At 73.5% G+C, this 14,639-nt stretch carries 17 protein-coding genes and 2 riboswitches; of the genes, 11 read left to right on the top strand and 6 right to left on the bottom strand.

Going from position 1 to position 14,639, the window contains the following annotated elements; translation table 11 throughout:
* Positions 1 to 13: 13 nt before the first annotated feature.
* The 3 genes from K4G22_RS23725 to K4G22_RS23715 form a co-directional block, all read right to left on the bottom strand.
* Positions 14 to 487, bottom strand: a complete 474-nt coding sequence (locus K4G22_RS23725) for a Dps family protein (protein WP_228082375.1) — start codon at positions 485 to 487, stop codon at positions 14 to 16.
* An 82-nt stretch (positions 488 to 569) separates the two neighbouring features.
* Positions 570 to 1,343 carry an enhanced serine sensitivity protein SseB C-terminal domain-containing protein gene (locus tag K4G22_RS23720; RefSeq protein WP_228082374.1) on the bottom strand — a complete coding sequence of 258 codons (774 nt, stop codon included), beginning with the start codon at positions 1,341 to 1,343 and terminating at the stop codon, positions 570 to 572.
* A gap of 122 nt (positions 1,344 to 1,465) precedes the next feature.
* Positions 1,466 to 2,233: an enhanced serine sensitivity protein SseB gene (locus tag K4G22_RS23715; protein ID WP_228082373.1), complete on the bottom strand. Its 768-nt coding sequence runs from the start codon at positions 2,231 to 2,233 to the stop codon at positions 1,466 to 1,468.
* A 178-nt stretch (positions 2,234 to 2,411) separates the two neighbouring features.
* Positions 2,412 to 2,507: riboswitch (glycine riboswitch) on the top strand.
* A riboswitch (glycine riboswitch) is annotated at positions 2,508 to 2,612 on the top strand.
* Between the two features lie 56 nt (positions 2,613 to 2,668).
* On the opposite strand from K4G22_RS23715, the gene gcvT reads away from it, so the two are divergent.
* The 5 genes from gcvT (at position 2,669) to K4G22_RS23690 (ending at position 6,770) form a co-directional block, all read left to right on the top strand.
* Positions 2,669 to 3,787, top strand: a complete 1,119-nt coding sequence (gene gcvT / locus K4G22_RS23710) for a glycine cleavage system aminomethyltransferase GcvT (protein ID WP_228082372.1) — start codon at positions 2,669 to 2,671, stop codon at positions 3,785 to 3,787.
* Positions 3,788 to 3,866: 79 nt separating this feature from the next.
* Entirely contained in the window at positions 3,867 to 4,253 is a 387-nt protein-coding gene (gcvH, locus tag K4G22_RS23705) for a glycine cleavage system protein GcvH (RefSeq protein WP_228082371.1), read from the top strand.
* Between the two features lie 7 nt (positions 4,254 to 4,260).
* Complete coding sequence (locus tag K4G22_RS23700) at positions 4,261 to 5,643, top strand: L-serine ammonia-lyase (RefSeq protein WP_228082370.1); 1,383 nt, start codon at positions 4,261 to 4,263, stop codon at positions 5,641 to 5,643.
* Positions 5,644 to 5,698: 55 nt separating this feature from the next.
* Positions 5,699 to 6,142 (top strand): hypothetical protein, encoded by a 444-nt coding sequence (locus tag K4G22_RS23695; RefSeq protein ID WP_228082369.1) that lies wholly within the window; start codon positions 5,699 to 5,701, stop codon positions 6,140 to 6,142.
* A gap of 226 nt (positions 6,143 to 6,368) precedes the next feature.
* Positions 6,369 to 6,770: a hypothetical protein gene (locus K4G22_RS23690; protein WP_228082368.1), complete on the top strand. Its 402-nt coding sequence runs from the start codon at positions 6,369 to 6,371 to the stop codon at positions 6,768 to 6,770.
* Positions 6,771 to 6,820: 50 nt separating this feature from the next.
* Here the strand turns inward: K4G22_RS23690 and K4G22_RS23685 are convergent, their stop codons facing one another.
* Positions 6,821 to 7,648 carry a class I SAM-dependent methyltransferase gene (locus tag K4G22_RS23685; RefSeq protein WP_228082367.1) on the bottom strand — a complete coding sequence of 276 codons (828 nt, stop codon included), beginning with the start codon at positions 7,646 to 7,648 and terminating at the stop codon, positions 6,821 to 6,823.
* 148 nt (positions 7,649 to 7,796) lie between these two features.
* On the opposite strand from K4G22_RS23685, the gene rpmF reads away from it, so the two are divergent.
* The 6 genes from rpmF to K4G22_RS23655 all read left to right on the top strand — a co-directional run bounded on the left by rpmF (position 7,797) and on the right by K4G22_RS23655 (position 12,320).
* On the top strand, positions 7,797 to 7,967 hold the full coding sequence (gene rpmF, locus K4G22_RS23680) for a 50S ribosomal protein L32 (RefSeq protein ID WP_228084207.1): 171 nt from the start codon (positions 7,797 to 7,799) through the stop codon (positions 7,965 to 7,967).
* A gap of 28 nt (positions 7,968 to 7,995) precedes the next feature.
* A complete protein-coding gene (gene rpmB / locus K4G22_RS23675; RefSeq protein WP_228082366.1) occupies positions 7,996 to 8,232 on the top strand; it encodes a 50S ribosomal protein L28 in 237 nt (78 codons plus the stop codon).
* Positions 8,233 to 8,270: 38 nt separating this feature from the next.
* The gene (gene rpsN, locus K4G22_RS23670; RefSeq protein WP_228082365.1) at positions 8,271 to 8,576 is read left to right on the top strand and encodes a 30S ribosomal protein S14; all 306 of its coding nucleotides are present in this window, start codon (positions 8,271 to 8,273) and stop codon (positions 8,574 to 8,576) included.
* Between the two features lie 85 nt (positions 8,577 to 8,661).
* On the top strand, positions 8,662 to 8,925 hold the full coding sequence (locus tag K4G22_RS23665) for a type B 50S ribosomal protein L31 (protein WP_228082364.1): 264 nt from the start codon (positions 8,662 to 8,664) through the stop codon (positions 8,923 to 8,925).
* Positions 8,925 to 10,076 carry a CobW family GTP-binding protein gene (locus K4G22_RS23660; RefSeq protein WP_228082363.1) on the top strand — a complete coding sequence of 384 codons (1,152 nt, stop codon included), beginning with the start codon at positions 8,925 to 8,927 and terminating at the stop codon, positions 10,074 to 10,076. Before K4G22_RS23665 ends, K4G22_RS23660 begins: the two co-directional genes overlap by 1 nt.
* A gap of 114 nt (positions 10,077 to 10,190) precedes the next feature.
* Complete coding sequence (locus K4G22_RS23655) at positions 10,191 to 12,320, top strand: hypothetical protein (RefSeq protein ID WP_228082362.1); 2,130 nt, start codon at positions 10,191 to 10,193, stop codon at positions 12,318 to 12,320.
* A gap of 15 nt (positions 12,321 to 12,335) precedes the next feature.
* On the opposite strand, the gene K4G22_RS23650 is transcribed toward K4G22_RS23655, so the two are convergent.
* Positions 12,336 to 13,352: a hypothetical protein gene (locus tag K4G22_RS23650; RefSeq protein ID WP_228082361.1), complete on the bottom strand. Its 1,017-nt coding sequence runs from the start codon at positions 13,350 to 13,352 to the stop codon at positions 12,336 to 12,338.
* On the bottom strand, positions 13,349 to 14,635 hold the full coding sequence (locus tag K4G22_RS23645; RefSeq protein WP_228082360.1) for a hypothetical protein: 1,287 nt from the start codon (positions 14,633 to 14,635) through the stop codon (positions 13,349 to 13,351). The genes K4G22_RS23650 and K4G22_RS23645 overlap by 4 nt, the downstream gene beginning before the upstream one ends.
* Positions 14,636 to 14,639 lie beyond the last annotated feature (4 nt).

The raw sequence follows: 14,639 nt of genomic DNA, 5'->3' as shown, positions 1-14,639 counted from the left end.
GGGTCGCGGCGGGTCAGCCGGCGTTCTCCGCCTGGAACATCCAGTGGTGCTTCTCCAGGTCCTTGGTGATCTGGATCAGCACGTCCTCGCTGACCGAGTCCACGGGGCCGACCTCGTCCAGCCGCTCCCGCATCCGGACGATCACCGCGCCCAGGGCGTCCACCATGAACCGGACCGCCGCGTCGTCCCGCTGCCAGCCCTCGGGCGGGTCGCTGATCCCCGTGCCGGCGGCCACGGTGGCGGCGCGGCCGTCCGGGGGCACGCCGAGGGTGGCGGAGCGTTCGGCGACCGTGTCCGAGTGGGCGCGGGCGGTGGAGACCACGTCGTCCAGCTGGAGATGGACGGAGCGGAAGCGCGGTCCGATGATGTTCCAGTGGGTCTGCTTGGCGACCAGCGACAGGTCGATCAGGTCGACCAGCGCGCCGCGCAGCGCCTCGCCCACCACCTTGAGCGTGGCGTCCGGCAGGGTGCTCTTGACGGTGCTCATGCCTCGTGGCTCCTCTCGGCCCGGTCCTCACGTGCCCGCCCCGAGTACCCCGTCGCCGCCCGGCCTACGCGGTGGGCGACGCTCAGGCCCCCGGGTAGCCGTACCCCGAACCGCCCCCGGCGGGGTCGGGCGGATACGGCGCGCCCGGCGCGTCCCTGTCGTAGAACGGGCGGGTGTTGGCGCGCAGCCACATGGCGACCGGATCGTAGCCGTCGGCCATCGCCACCGTGCCGACCGTCAGCCCGTCGGGCACCTCGACCACCGCGTCGCGCATCATGGCGCGCACGGTGTCGGCGCCGTCCGACGGCCGGCCGTCCACATCCAGGCCGATGGCCAGATAGGAGGCCCCGAGCGCGGGGCGCACCCAGGCGCGCCACAGGGCGCGTAGCACGGGCGTGCGCCGGGCGAGCGCGACAAGGCGCGTGTAGAAACGGTCCACGTCGACGCTGGGCTCGCTGATCAGCAGCGGTCCCGCCGGCAGCCGGTCGAGGCCGCCGGCGATCCGTCGCAGATCGAGCCAGGGGATGCCGAGGCCGCCGCCCGGCGCGTGCGGGTTGAGCCACAGCCCCCAGTGCTCCGGGTAGAGCGCGGCGGCGATATCGCGCCCCGGCACCACCTCGTGCTCCCGGGTCCAGCCGCTGGCGGCGAGCTGCGCGGCCGAGGTCACACAGGGCGCGTAGCCGTGGCCGGCGACCTCGACGCCGCCGTAGTGGGCGTCGGGCGCGCCGGGCGCGCCCTGCCACAGCAGCATCCAGACCTCGCCGCCGGCCAGCGCGCCCAGCAGTGCCTCGTAGGTGTCCAACCGGTCCGCCGTCACCTGGGGGAGCAGCTCCTCGACGCCCTGTCCCGCACTCACCTGGGCCCGTCCTCCTCGCGCTGCGGCACAGCTCGGTCGTCAGCCTTCACAGGACCCGTCCCGCGAATCCGTCTCGCAAGCAGCTTGCGAGCCCGTCCTCCGGCTGACAAGGTGCCCCGTGCTCAGGCGCCACGCGAGTAGAACGGCGCCACACACTCGCGCAGCCAGTCCACCACCGGGTCCTGGGCGGCGTCCAACAGGACGAGCTGGACCGGCCAGGCGGCCGGGCTGCGGGCCAGGGCCCGGCCCAGCGCCTCGTTGACCGCGGTGTGGACGGCGTCGTCGAGGCCGTCGAGCTCCACGCCGACGAAGAGCGAGGGGGCGGCGCCCTCGGCGCTCGCCAGGCCGCGTCGCGCGGTGCGCACCGGTGGAAGCGCCGCGAGCTCCTCGGCCGCGGCGGTCAGGAAGGCGACCGGATCGTCCTGCCAGTCCGGCTGGAACAGCCGCATCCGCGCGCCGGAGGGCACGCCTGGCGTGCGCTCCCCCGGGGTCACACGGCACAGCTCGGCGACGGCGAGCGGCGGCACCGGGATGCCGACCGTCCCGCCGGGGTTCACGGCTATCCCCACCTGGGGCGGCAGCCCGCGGGCGAACTCCCAGGCCGGCGCGACCGTGAACGGCAGATGGGAGGCGCCGCCGAGGTGCAGCTGCTCGGCGGAGCTGAAGACCGGCACGAACACCCCGCCGGCGAGGTCGATGGTGGGCAGGTCGAGCGTCTTGCTCTCCCGGCCGCCGCCCTCGGGCAGCGGCACCCAGACGGCGCTGCGGGAGAGCACTCGGAGGAGCTTCGGGGCCGCGTCCGGCACGCCGAGCGAGGCGGCCAACGTCTCCTCCAGCTCGTTGCTCGGCCAGCCGCCGCCGAATCCGGGACCCGCCCTGTGCTCGCTCATCCGCTCTTTCCACTCCCTCGTCGTTCCTGGCCCTCGGTGTTCCCCGGCCCCGGAAGGGCCCCGGGTCGAAGCGAACCCTAACGGTGTTCGGCTCTTGCCCCCGCCGGCATCCGTGCGATGATGGCCGGGCCGCAACCGCGGAGCAACACCGTTCAGCCACAAGTACATATCGGCCGTTTGACCACGCGCGGGAGAGTCCCCGGTTTTCGCTCCGGGGCGCCGAAGGAGCAAGTCCTCCCTTGAATCTCTCAGGCCCCGTTACCGCGCGCGGGAGGCAGATCTGAAAAGCGGGCCGGTTTCGCCGGCCCCACCCACGGTGCAAGCCGCCGTCCGGCAGGGCGCGGCGAACCTCTCAGGTGCCGATGACAGAGGGGGAGGGCCAAGGCGCGCGCGTCCGCGTGTCGCCCGTCGCCCGTACCCCCTGGAGCAAGCCCCATGTCCGACTCCCCTCGCGTCACCGCCCTGGACGCCGTGCACCGCGCGCTCGGTGCCACCATGACGGACTTCGCCGGCTGGTCGATGCCGCTGCGCTACGGCAGCGAGCGCGCCGAGCACGAGGCGGTGCGCACGGCGGCCGGCCTCTTCGACCTCTCCCATATGGGCGAGATCGCCGTGCTGGGCGAGGAGGCGGGCGCGCTGCTGGACTTCGCGCTGGTGGGGCGGCTCTCCGCGCTGCGGGTCGGCCGCGCCAGGTACACCATGATCTGTGCCGAGGACGGCGGCATCCTGGACGATCTGATCGTCTACCGACTGGCCGAGGCCGAGTTCCTGGTGGTGGCCAACGCGGGGAACGCCGAGCGGGTGCTGACCGCGCTGAGCGAGCGCGCCGCCGGCTTCGCCGCCGAGGTCCGCGACGACCGCGACGCGTACGCGCTGCTGGCCGTCCAGGGCCCGGCCGCCGCCGGGGTGCTGGCCGAGCTGACGGACGCCGACCTGGCGGGGCTGCGCTACTACGCCGGACTGCCGGGGACGGTGGCGGGGAAGCCGGCCCTGATCGCCCGGACGGGGTACACGGGCGAGGACGGGTTCGAGCTGTTCGTGGCCCCGGCCGACGCCGAGGCGCTCTGGGCGGCGCTCACGGCGGCGGGGGCCGCCGACGGTCTGGTGCCGTGCGGTCTCGCCTGCCGGGACACGCTGCGCCTGGAGGCGGGGATGCCGCTCTACGGGCACGAACTCACCGAGCGGACCACGCCGTTCGACGCGGGGCTCGGCCGGGTGGTGAAGTTCGAGAAGCCGGGCGACTTCGTGGGGCGCGCGGCTCTGGAACGCGCCGCCGAGCGCGCCGCGAGCGCCCCTCCGCGGGTGCTGGTCGGCCTGGTGGCCGCCGAGCGCCGGGTCCCGCGCGCCGGGTATCCGGTGGTGGACGCGACGGGCGCCGTCATCGGCGAGGTCACCTCGGGCGCGCCCTCGCCCACGCTGGGCCGCCCCGTCGCCATCGCCTATGTCGACGCCACGCACGCCGAGCCGGGAACGGCGGGCGTCGCCGTCGACATCAGGGGCACGGCGGCGCCGCACGAGGTGATCGCGCTGCCGTTCTACACCCGGCAGCGCTGACCCGCACACCCTCCGGCGCACGCCGCGCCGAACCTCGACGACCGACCACGATGAACCCCATCCAGGAGAATCAGCTGTCATGAGCAACCCCCAGCACCTGCGCTACAGCAAGGAACACGAGTGGCTGTCGGAGTCGGCCGACGGCGTCGCCACGGTGGGCATCACGGAGTTCGCGGCCACCGCGCTCGGCGATGTGGTCTACGTCCAGCTCCCCGAGGTCGGCGACACCGTCACCGCCGGCGACTCCTGCGGCGAGCTGGAGTCCACCAAGTCGGTCAGCGACCTCTACGCCCCGGTCAACGGCGAGATCACCGAGGTCAACCAGGCCGTAGTCGACGATCCGGCGCTGGTCAACTCCGCGCCCTTCGAGGCCGGTTGGCTCTTCAGGGTGCGTATCGACAGCGCGTCTGACGCGCCGGCCGAGCTGATGTCGGCGGACGAGTACGCCGCCTTCACCGAGCAGTGAGCCGGCCGTGGCTCTCTCCGCCTTCGACCTGTTCAGCGTCGGCATCGGCCCGTCCAGCTCGCACACCGTGGGGCCGATGCGCGCGGCGCTGATGTTCGCCCGCCGGCTCAAGGACGAGGGCGCGCTGGCCGCCACCGCCGCCGTGCGCGTCGAGCTGTACGGCTCGCTGGGCGCGACCGGCCACGGGCACGGCTCGCCCAAGGCCGTGCTGCTCGGGCTTGAGGGCCACGCCCCGGAGACCGTCGATGTCGCGGCGGCCGAGGCCGAGGTCGACCGGGTGCGGAGCAGCCGCCGGCTGCGCCTGCTGGCCACCGACCTCGGCGAGGCGCATCCGATCGGGTTCGACCCGGACACCGATCTGGTGCTGTACCGCAGGCGTTCGCTGCCCGCGCACGCCAACGGCATGGTCTTCCGCGCCTCGGACGCCGACGGCCACCCGCTGCTGACCGGGACGTACTACTCGGTCGGCGGCGGCTTCGTCGTCGAGGAGGACGCCGACGGCACGGCCAGGATCCGGGTCGACGACCGGCAGCCGCGCCATCCGTTCCGCACCGGCGCCGAGCTGCTGGCGCTGACCCGCGCCACCGGCCTCTCCGTCTCGGCGCTGATGCTGCGCAACGAGGCGCTGTGGCGCGGCGAGGCCGAGGTCCGCGACGGGCTGCTGGACATCTGGGCGGTGATGCGGGAGTCCGTCGAACGAGGGCTCTCCGAGGAGGGCATCCTGCCCGGCGGCCTCCGGGTGCGCCGGCGCGCGGCGGCCTCGGCGCGCCGGCTCCGCGCGGAGACCGGCGGCGCCGCGCACGAGTTGGAGTGGGTCACGCTCTACGCGATGGCCGTCAACGAGGAGAACGCGGCGGGCGGCCGGGTGGTCACCGCGCCCACCAACGGCGCGGCCGGCATCATCCCCGCCGTCCTCCGCTACTACCTGGACTTCGTGCCGGGCGCGGACGCCGACGGCGTGGTCAGGTTCCTGCTGGCCGCGAGCGCGGTGGGGATGCTGTTCAAGGAGAACGCGTCCATCTCGGGCGCCGAGGTCGGCTGCCAGGGCGAGGTCGGCTCGGCGTGCTCCATGGCCGCCGGCGGCCTCGCCGAGGTGCTGGGCGGCACCCCGGAACAGGTGGAGAACGCCGCCGAGATCGGCATCGAGCACAATCTGGGCCTCACCTGCGACCCGATCGGCGGCCTGGTGCAGATCCCCTGCATCGAACGCAACGGCATGGCGGCGGTCAAGGCGATCACCGCGGCCCGCCTGGCGCTGCGCGGCGACGGTCGCCACCATGTCTCCCTGGACAAGGCCATCGCCACCATGAAACAGACCGGTGCCGATATGAGCGTCAAGTACAAGGAGACGGCCAGGGGCGGCCTCGCGGTGAACATCGTGGAGTGCTGAGACGCCGCGTCGCCCCCCGTTGACAGGGGTTCGGATCCCCCGCTTGATGGTCTCCATGAGCGGACATCAGGGGTGGGCGCCGATCCGTTGGGCCGTGGTTCTGGTGGTGCTGTCGGCCGTCGCGTGCGGCGCGGACGGGGAGCCGACGCCCGACCCGCCTCCCCCGCCGTCGGCCGAACCTCCCGTCCCCGACGCGTTCGTCGGGGACTGGTACGGCCACAACCGACGCCTCACCATCCCGCCGGACGGCGCCGTCTCCTACGCCTGGCGGGACTACGGGGCGCGGGAACCCACCTTCATCGAGCTGGAGTTGGAGCTGCGCCCCGAGGGGGACGCCCTCGGGGGCGAGGTCGTCGGCACCAGCGGCGCCGACGTCCCCGAGGGCACCGGCGTCCGGGTCGAGCCCTATGAGCCCCACGTGCTCGCGGTCCGGCTGACGGGCGGCGAGACGGCCCTCGTCTGCGGCAAGGAGGCCCCACCGGGCCGGTGCGGCGCCTGACCGCACCTCACCGACCGGCGGCGGTCAACGAGGACGGCCGCTCGTCTCGACGCGGCCCTCCGCTGGCGCTCAGAGCCAAACACCTGGCGCTCTAGGCGCAGGCGGCGGCCTGACGGTTGTGGTTGGCTGCCCCCGGGCGAGCGCGGACGGCTCCCCCGCCGGGGCGCCGCCCGCGCCGCTGCCGCATCCGTCCTTTCGTCCGCTGACTCGATTTCGGGGAGAGCAGATGACACGTCCACGTTCACGTTCACGCGCGCTACGGCTGCTGATGTCCTTCGCACTGATCACCGGCGGTGCGACCGCCGCGGGCACGGCGCCGGCAGCCGCCGCGCCCGTTGGCCCCATGGCCTGCTACGACCAAGCCGTCAGCTACGAGACCACCGCGATCGGGGAAAGGCACAGGTGGCCGTCCACCGGATGGGCCACGACGAGCCCGCACTGCAACGACATCAACGTCAAGGCCCTCTACCGCACCGATGTGCGGGTCTGTTTCCGCGCGACCGACACTTGCAACGGCGTGAAAACCGCCTACGCGGGCACCTGGATACTGGCCGCGACCAATGTGCGGGACGGAACGGCCTACCACCTCAGCTTCTCCAGCTGGAGCGTGGGGGAGGCGGCGGCCTGACGGGAGTTCGTTGGTCGTGCGTGGTGGTGGTCCTCTGATCGGCTGCGGGTTCAGGGGAGTTGGACCAGGTGCATCCGGTACTGCTCCACCTGGGGCAGCCGCTGGCGGGCGAGGTCGTCGAGCATGCGTCGGTGGGGGGTGGGCAGGCCGGCGTGCACCGCGTGGGGCAGTGAGGTCAGGGTGTGGGAGCCGAGGATCCGGGTGCCCGGGACCCAGTCGGTGAGTACGTCGATGTCGTCACACCCCCAGCGCAGCCGGGCCGCCACCTTGCTGAGCGCGTCGTGTCCGTCCTGGGCGCCGACCAGCGCGGTGCTGTTGGTGTCGAGCGCCAGCAGCGCGCCGGGGAAGCGGCGCGCGAGGCGCCGAAGGAGTTGGCGTACCGCCTCCTCCGCGAGGAACGGCAGCACCGCCTCGGCGCTGAACAGCCAGGGCCCTTCGGCCCGTTGGGCGATCTCGTCCAGCCATGCCTCCTCCGTCACCGAGGCCGCGAGCATCCGGCGGCGGGGGGTGTCGGCGAAGAAGGCGCGGCGCAGCGCGATCACATCGGGGAGGTCCAGGTCGAACCAGTGGGCGCGCCCGTTGTCGGCGCGCTCGTAGCGGGTGCCCCGGCCGGTACCGATCTCCACCACCGTCCCGGTGGGGTGGCGGTCGAGGAAGTCCCGCGTCCAGGCGTCGAAGAGGACGGTGCGTAGCACCGATCCGGTGAGGCTGGGGAGCGCGTCGAAGCGGCCGAAGTCGTAGGCGATGGCCGCCACCAACTCCACGGCTCGGGGGTCGCGGAGCGCGGGCTCGGGTTGGTGGTGCTCGACCGCCCGCCCGTAGAGCGGTATCAGCAGGGTCTCCTGGACCGCGCCCAGGCTCGGGATGTGTCGACTCATCGTGGTCTCCGCCAGGTGTCCGTCGGGGTTCGTCGGGGTTCGTCGGGTGTCCGTTGGGGTTTCGCCTGTCCGGGGGTACGATACGCAAACGGCAATCATTTTCAATAACGTGGGCCGTCGTGCCCCGTCCGAGGAGGAGCCGATCGAGATGGCCGTGCCCAAACGGAAGATGTCGCGCGCCAACACCCGTCACCGCCGCGCCCAGTGGAAGGCGAGCCCGCCGGATCTGGTGCCCGTCACCATCGACGGCCGCCGCCATCTGGTGCCCCGGGCCCTGGTCCGCGCCTACCAGCGCGGGCTGCTCACCCCCGACGGCTGAGGACCGCCCCCGACGAGAGGACCCCGTCATGTCCGCACACTGCCAACTCACCGGCCGGGCACCCGGCTTCGGCAACCAGATCTCGCACTCCCACCGGCGCACCCGGCGGCGGTTCAACCCCAACATCCAGACCAAGCGGTACTGGCTGCCGGGCGAGAACCGGTTCGTCCGCCTGCGGCTCAGCGCCAAGGGCGTCAAGACCGTCGACGTCATCGGCATCGAACGGGCCGTCGCCCGCATCAGGGCGCGCGGCGAGAAGGTCTGACCCGCGTCCCACGGACAGCGAAGGAAACGGAACACCCCATGGCCAAGGCCAGCAAGATCGCCAAGAACGAACAGCGCAAGGAGATCGTCGCCCGCTACGCGGCCAGGCGCGCCGAGTTGAAGAGGATCATCCGCACCCCGTCGACCAGCGAGGAGGAGCGGCTGGCCGCACGGCGGGAGCTGCGGCGCCAGCCGCGCGACGCCAGCGCCACCAGGATCCGCAACCGCGACAGCGTGGACGGGCGCCCCAGGGGCCATCTGCGCACCTTCGGCCTCTCCCGGGTCAATGTGCGACGGATGGCCCACGCGGGCGAGCTCCCCGGCGTCACCAAGTCCAGCTGGTGACCCAGGCACGCCATCAGCGAACAACCGCGAAGAGCAGTGAACAACTGCGAACACCCGCAACCATCTGAAGAAAGGTCCTTTCGCCATGCGGTCGGACATTCATCCCGCCTACGGCCCGGTGGTCTTCCGCGACCGCGCCGCCGGGTTCGCGTTCCTCACTCGTTCGACCTTGGTCTCCCGCCCCGACGCGGCCACCGTGGAGTGGGAGGACGGCGAGGTCTATCCGGTGGTCGATGTCGAGATCTCCTCGGCGAGCCACCCCTTCTACACCGGCAACGTGCGGATCGTGGACACCGCCGGGCGGGTCGAGCGCTTCCGGCGCCGCTACGAACAGCGGGGAGCACGCTGATGCTGCCCGTGGTGATCGTCGGCGGGCTGCACGCGGACGCCAGGCGGGCCACCGTGGACGCGCTGCTGCGGCTGGTGCCCCGCAGTGTGGCGCTGCACCACGACCTCACCGGCGCCGCCGAGAGCACCGTCCGCCGGGTGCTGCGGGACGGCGGCGGCCCGGTGGACAGCGGGGAGGCGCCCCTGGTCAACGACTGCGCCTGCTGCGCGCTGCGCGAGGACCTGCTGCCCGAGCTGGAACGGCTCGCGGACAGCGGTGTGTTGTGCGCCCTGGCCGTCGTCGAGCTGTGGGACTCCGTCGAGCCGCAGGCGATCGCCCGGCTGCTCGGCGCGGCGGACCAGGAGCGGCTCTCCCTGGTGGGGGTCGTCACCGCGATCGACCCGGCCCTGGTGCGGCCGTGCCTGGCGAACACCGACGATCTCGCCGATGTCGGCCTGGCCGCCGCGCCGAGCGACCACCGCACCGTGGGAGACACGTTCGCCCGGCAGTTGGAGTACGCCCCGGTGCTGGCCCTGGTGGCGGGGGAGGCCGAGCCTGACGCCACCGACCGCGCGCTGCTGGCGCAGCTGCACCCGCTGGCCCGGCTGACGGGCCCGGCGGATCCCGCGTTCCCGCGCGTGGTCACCGCGGGGTTCGACGCGGTGGCCGCGGCGGCGCGGGTGCATCCGGCGACGGCGCTGCTCCCGCAGGACGGCACCGGCCACGGGGTGACCACCCGGGTGTGGCGGGCCCGTCGCCCGTTCCATCCGGACCGGCTCTACGCCGCGCTGCCGGAGTTGGCCTGTGCGGCGCTGCGCAGCCGGGGGCGGTTCTGGCTGGCGGACCGGTTCGACGCCATGCTCTCCTGGGAGGCCGTCGGCGGGGCGCTCTGCGTCGACCGGATCGGTCCCTGGCTGGCGTCGCTGCCCGAGGCGGCCTGGTCCGAGGTGCCGCCGGAGCGGCGGGCCGCCGCTCTGGTGGACTGGGATCCGCACCAGGGCGACCGGGGTCAGCATCTGGTCTTCGTCTCCCCCGATCTGGACGCGGAGGGCCTTGGCGCGCTTCTCGACTCGTGTCTGCTGACCGACGCCGAGCACGAGCTGGGGCCGATGGTGTGGGCCTGCCGGGGCTCCGGCTTCGACCAGCTGCTGGAGCCCCTGCCCCAGAGCTGACCACCCCCTGGTGCGGGGAACGGCCCCACCCGGTAACGTCGTTGGCCATGTTCGCGATGGGGAACACCTCTGACGGCGCCAGCCGGGTCGGGGACGAGAAGAGGGAGGGCGCCCGTGTCGGCCGCACCTGAGGAACCGGCCAAGCACTCCCCCGCGCGGCCGGCGGGGCGCTGGTGGTGGGGCCCGGCGCTGTTCGGTGGCGCGCTGGCGGCGCTCGCGCTCGCCGCGCTGTCCCCGTGGGCCGACGCGCCGTTCGACGAACTGGGCTCGGCGCCCTGGTGGGTGGCGGCCACGGCGCTGCTCGCCTGGCTGACCCTGCTCGGCGGCCTGGGCGCGCGGCGCGGCCTCCGGCTGGCCGGCACGCTGGCGGCGCTGACGGCGGCGCTCGCCGTGATCGGGTACCTGGGCGGGACGGTCGAGGCCGATCCGCCGGAGCTGTTCGCTTCCGCCACCGAACCGGGCCGCCCCGTGGCGGCGTTGCTCGCCGCCTCGGCCGCCCTGGTCGCCGCGGCGCTCTGCTTCCTGCTGTCCCGGCGCCGGGTCTCCTGGCTGCCGCCGGCCGGCACCGGCGACGCCAGGGCCAGGGCCAGGCGGCTCACGGCGGCGACACTCGCCGGTGTGCTGCTGGCCGGGTTGGCGGGGGTCGGCGGCGGCTACGGCGCGCAGTCCTTCCAGCGCGGCGGGGAGGCGGACTCGCGGGTGGACGCGACGTCCCAGCCGGTGCCGCCCGGGGAGCGCGACACGGGCGTCGAGGTGTCCTACGGCGAACACCACGAGCGTGTCCCGCACTTCGAGCCGACCGAGGTGCTGTGGCAGGAGACGCTGCCGGGCGCCGCGGCGCTGACCACCTGTCTGCTCGACCAACCGCCGTACGAGGACGGCGAGGTGCCCCTTGAGCACGACGACGATCCGCTGACCGTGGCCAGCACCCTGGTGTCGGTGGAGGCGGGCGACGGCGAGGACGCGGTGATCGGCTATGACACCGCTGACGGGACGGAGCGCTGGCGCTACACCGTGCGCTACGAGGGCGCGCGGGAGGACCCGGAACTGCCCGCGTACCCGGGCCGTATCGGCCAGGTCGGCGTCTCCGACTTCTGCACCGTGCATGTGGTCGCGGACGCCACCACGCTGGTCACCCTCGACGGCGGCTCGGGCGAGGTGCTGCGCGAGACGGCCCTGCCGGAGCCGGGCCACCGCTTTGAGAACCCGGCCAGGAGCTGGATGTTCCTGACCGGCACCCACCCCTACGAGGGGGACGACGGCGGCGGCTTCGACTGGCGGCCCGTGGTTCCGCTGGGCCAGGTGTGGGAGTTCTATCTGGAGCAGCCGAACTACCTGCTCGAAGTGCGGCAGCGCGACGGCACGGTGCTCTCCGCCGAGGGACTGGAGGACGCCGGCTCCTGCTTCCGGATGATCGCGCCGGACCTGTCCCCCTTCTCCCCGCGCGTCGCGCGGTCTCCCTACCTGGTCACCAACGGCTGCGTCACGCCGCGCTACACCAAGGTGCCGCCGCTGCCCCAGTACCAGGGCGACGTGACGGAGGCCGAGGCCCCGCACCGTTCCGCTCCCCTGACCTTCGACCAGGTCACCGCGCTGGGCTGCCCGTACGCGCCGTATCTGAGCGAGGCCGGCGCCATCGACCGCTCCCTCGTGCTGGTGGGCCACTGGTGCCGGGAGGACTTCGACGGGCCGGTGCTGCTGTTCGACGACTCCTCCGACACGGTCCTGGTCGCCGAACTGCCGGCGGACACCGAGCTGCCGCTGCGTCCGACGGCCACGCTCGTCGGGGAACACCCCGTCGCCTGGCTGAGCGGCGGCTCGCTGTACGCGCTGACGGACGTCTGGGGCGAGACGGTGCTGGCGGACGGGCCACGGCGGTTCGTCGAGAGCGCGTACCGGGAGATCCACGGGGGGCCCGAACCGCTGGAGGCGGCGTTTGTCGGCGGCGCGCCGGCGGCGGCCGGCCACGAGTCCCTGCTCGTCTACGGGGTGACCGCGTCCGGCACCGTGCTGGCGCTGGCGCAGGAGGCGGACGACGAGGGCGAGTTCGCGCCGGAGTTGAGCCCGTACGCCGAGCTGCCGGAGGCCGCCGGCTCCTGCGCGGGCAGTCGGGAGATCGTGCTGGACCGGGCCGGGCTGAAGCTGCTGACCTGGTGCGAGACGCCGGAGGGCACGGTGGTGACCGCCGTCGCCGGGGAGCGGCTGACCGAGGCGGACGACATCAGGGGCCAGCGCAGCTACTGACGCGGCCAGGAGGGCTCAGCGGGAGAGCGCGGCGAGGCTGAGCAGCAGATGGGCGGAGTCCGGGTGGTGGAAGTCGGAGTGCGCCCCCGCGGGGAGCAGCCGGCTCACCCGGCCGCCCCTGAAGCGTCGGCTCGCGTCGACGTTGACGATCCGGTGGTCGAGCAGCCGCCTCGCGTAGGGCTCCCCCGGCGGCCTGAGCCGGGTGGTGAACTGCGGCACGGGGGCGGCCCCGACGCCTGAGTGCCCGATGCCGGCGGCGCCCTCGGCCCGCAGATGCCAGAACCCGGTGGCCCGGTCCCACCGCGAGTAGGTGAGGACGAGCGGGCCGCGCAGCGGGGCCCGAAGGCGCCCCTCGCCCTCGAAGAGGGCGGGGAAGCGGGTGGTGAAGCTGTCCCTGGGGGCGGCCATCTGGAAGACCAGGGAGCTGTCCACGGTGAACGGACGTCGGGGGTCGACGGGGGTGCTCCAGCCCAGCACGCGCGGCGCCCGCCCGGGGTCGGCCGCCCACTGGGCCGCCTCGCAGAGGAACCGGCCGCCGAAGGAGTGGCCGACGAGATGGAGATACTGCCCGGCACGGTTGGTGAGCACCGCCGGATCGTCGGGGCTCACCCGGTGGGCGTCCAGGTATCCCAGCAGATAGCCGAGAACGTGCGCGGCCTGGCCGACGCCCGGCGCGCTCATCGCGTGCGCCCGGTCGCGGACCCGGCGGTAGCCGGCGGGCGTCGGCGCGCTGGACGACGGCCAGCAGACGACCACGCACCAGGGCCGGTAGCCGCCCGCGAGCCCCGGATAGTCCCCGGGGGCCGAGGCGGCCAACCCCCGTGCCGCGTCGAGCAGTCGGCCGGCGCTGCGCAGGGCGGCGCGGGGCGGCGTCTGCCAGCCGTGGACATAGACGTAGAGGTCGGTCGCCCGCTCGGGCACCCGCAGCGTCCGGTCGAGATGCTCGGCGATCCGGTCCGGCGGCACGGGCGCCGAGCCGTCGGCGGGGCGCAGCCGCCCCCGCTCGTCGAGGTGGAGCACGGTGGGGGTCAAGGGGCGGTCTCCAGCCGGCTGTCGATCCCGCAGTAGACGGAGTACGTCAGGGCCAGCGGGTTGTGGTGGTCGTCGACGAACCGGCGGACCAGCGCCATGGCGATCTCCCCGGCGGTGCCCGCGCCGCTCAGATAGTGCCCCAGAAAGGCCAACGCGTATTCGGAGGCGAAGAGTTGGGGTATCTCGATCTGTGGCCCGAGGACCCCGTCGGCACCGAGTTTGACCAGCGCGCCACCGAGGTGTTTCAGCCCGGGCTCGGGCGCGGTCTGGCCGGTGTGGCAGGCGTTGAGGAGCACGAAGGGGCGGAAGAGCGCGTCGGTCGAGCCATGGTGGGGGCCGCGTTTGCGCTCCACCAGATCGGCGTCGATGGGCAGGCTGTCGGAGAGCCGGACGGCCAGGTGCGGATGGGGGGAGCCGTTCTCGACAAAGGCGCCATGGCACCAGAAGTACATGACGTCCTCGTCGAGGACGGGCGCGGCGAGCGCCTCCAGCAGCCGCTCCGAGCGGGTGCGCACGGTGAGTCGGGACCGTTCGGCGAGCAGCTTGCGGATCTCGGGGGCCCGGCCGACCGCGTCGAGGGTGGAGTCGGTGTTGAGGCTGGTGACGGGGAACGCGTGGGTGTTCGCGTCCACCTGGGCCGGCGCGTAGGCGGAGGAGCCGGTCTGCTCGATCTGGTGCCGGTAGCCGAGGAACCCGTGCCGGGGATCCTCGCCGTCCGGCAGCCGCACGGCCAGCATCGGCCAGGGCAGATGGAGATCCGAGTCGAACGAGACGCGCATCCGCTCCTCGCCGGCGAGCGTCTCCAGCAGGAAGGCGCGGAACCCGCTGATCTCCCGGTCGGTGCCGGCGAGCAGCTTCTCCACCAGGAAGTAGTGGCCCTCGTCGACGAGGTTCTCGGTCAGCCTGCGGGCCGGCTCGGCATGCGCGCCGAGGTCGACCGCCTCGCTGAACGGGTAGCCGCCGACCGGCATGTCGTCCTCGTCCAGGGGCTGGTGACGGACCAGCTGGTCGCGCCAGATCGAGCGCAGCCGCGCGGCGGCCTGGAGTATCTCGCCGGCCGTCACGGTGAGATAGGCGTTCGGGGTGCCGTTCTTCGGGGTACGCCGCCCGTGCGCGAGGGCCGCGATATGCAGCCGGTCCGGGCTGTGCTGGCGGAGCATCACCACCAGGTCCAGCGGCTCCCGCACCCTCAGCCGCCCCTCCGGGTCCCGTTCGCGCGGCGGGAGCAGCGAGAAGTCGAACGACGGGTTGTGGATGATGTCCACGGTCAGCTCTTTCGGCACCTGC

Origin of the sequence: Streptomyces profundus, from assembly GCF_020740535.1 — a bacterium.
In the GTDB taxonomy this organism is placed as follows: domain Bacteria; phylum Actinomycetota; class Actinomycetes; order Streptomycetales; family Streptomycetaceae; genus Streptomyces; species Streptomyces profundus.
Note: the sequence above shows the minus strand (reverse complement) of the source record. Positions and strands in the feature narration are given on the sequence as shown.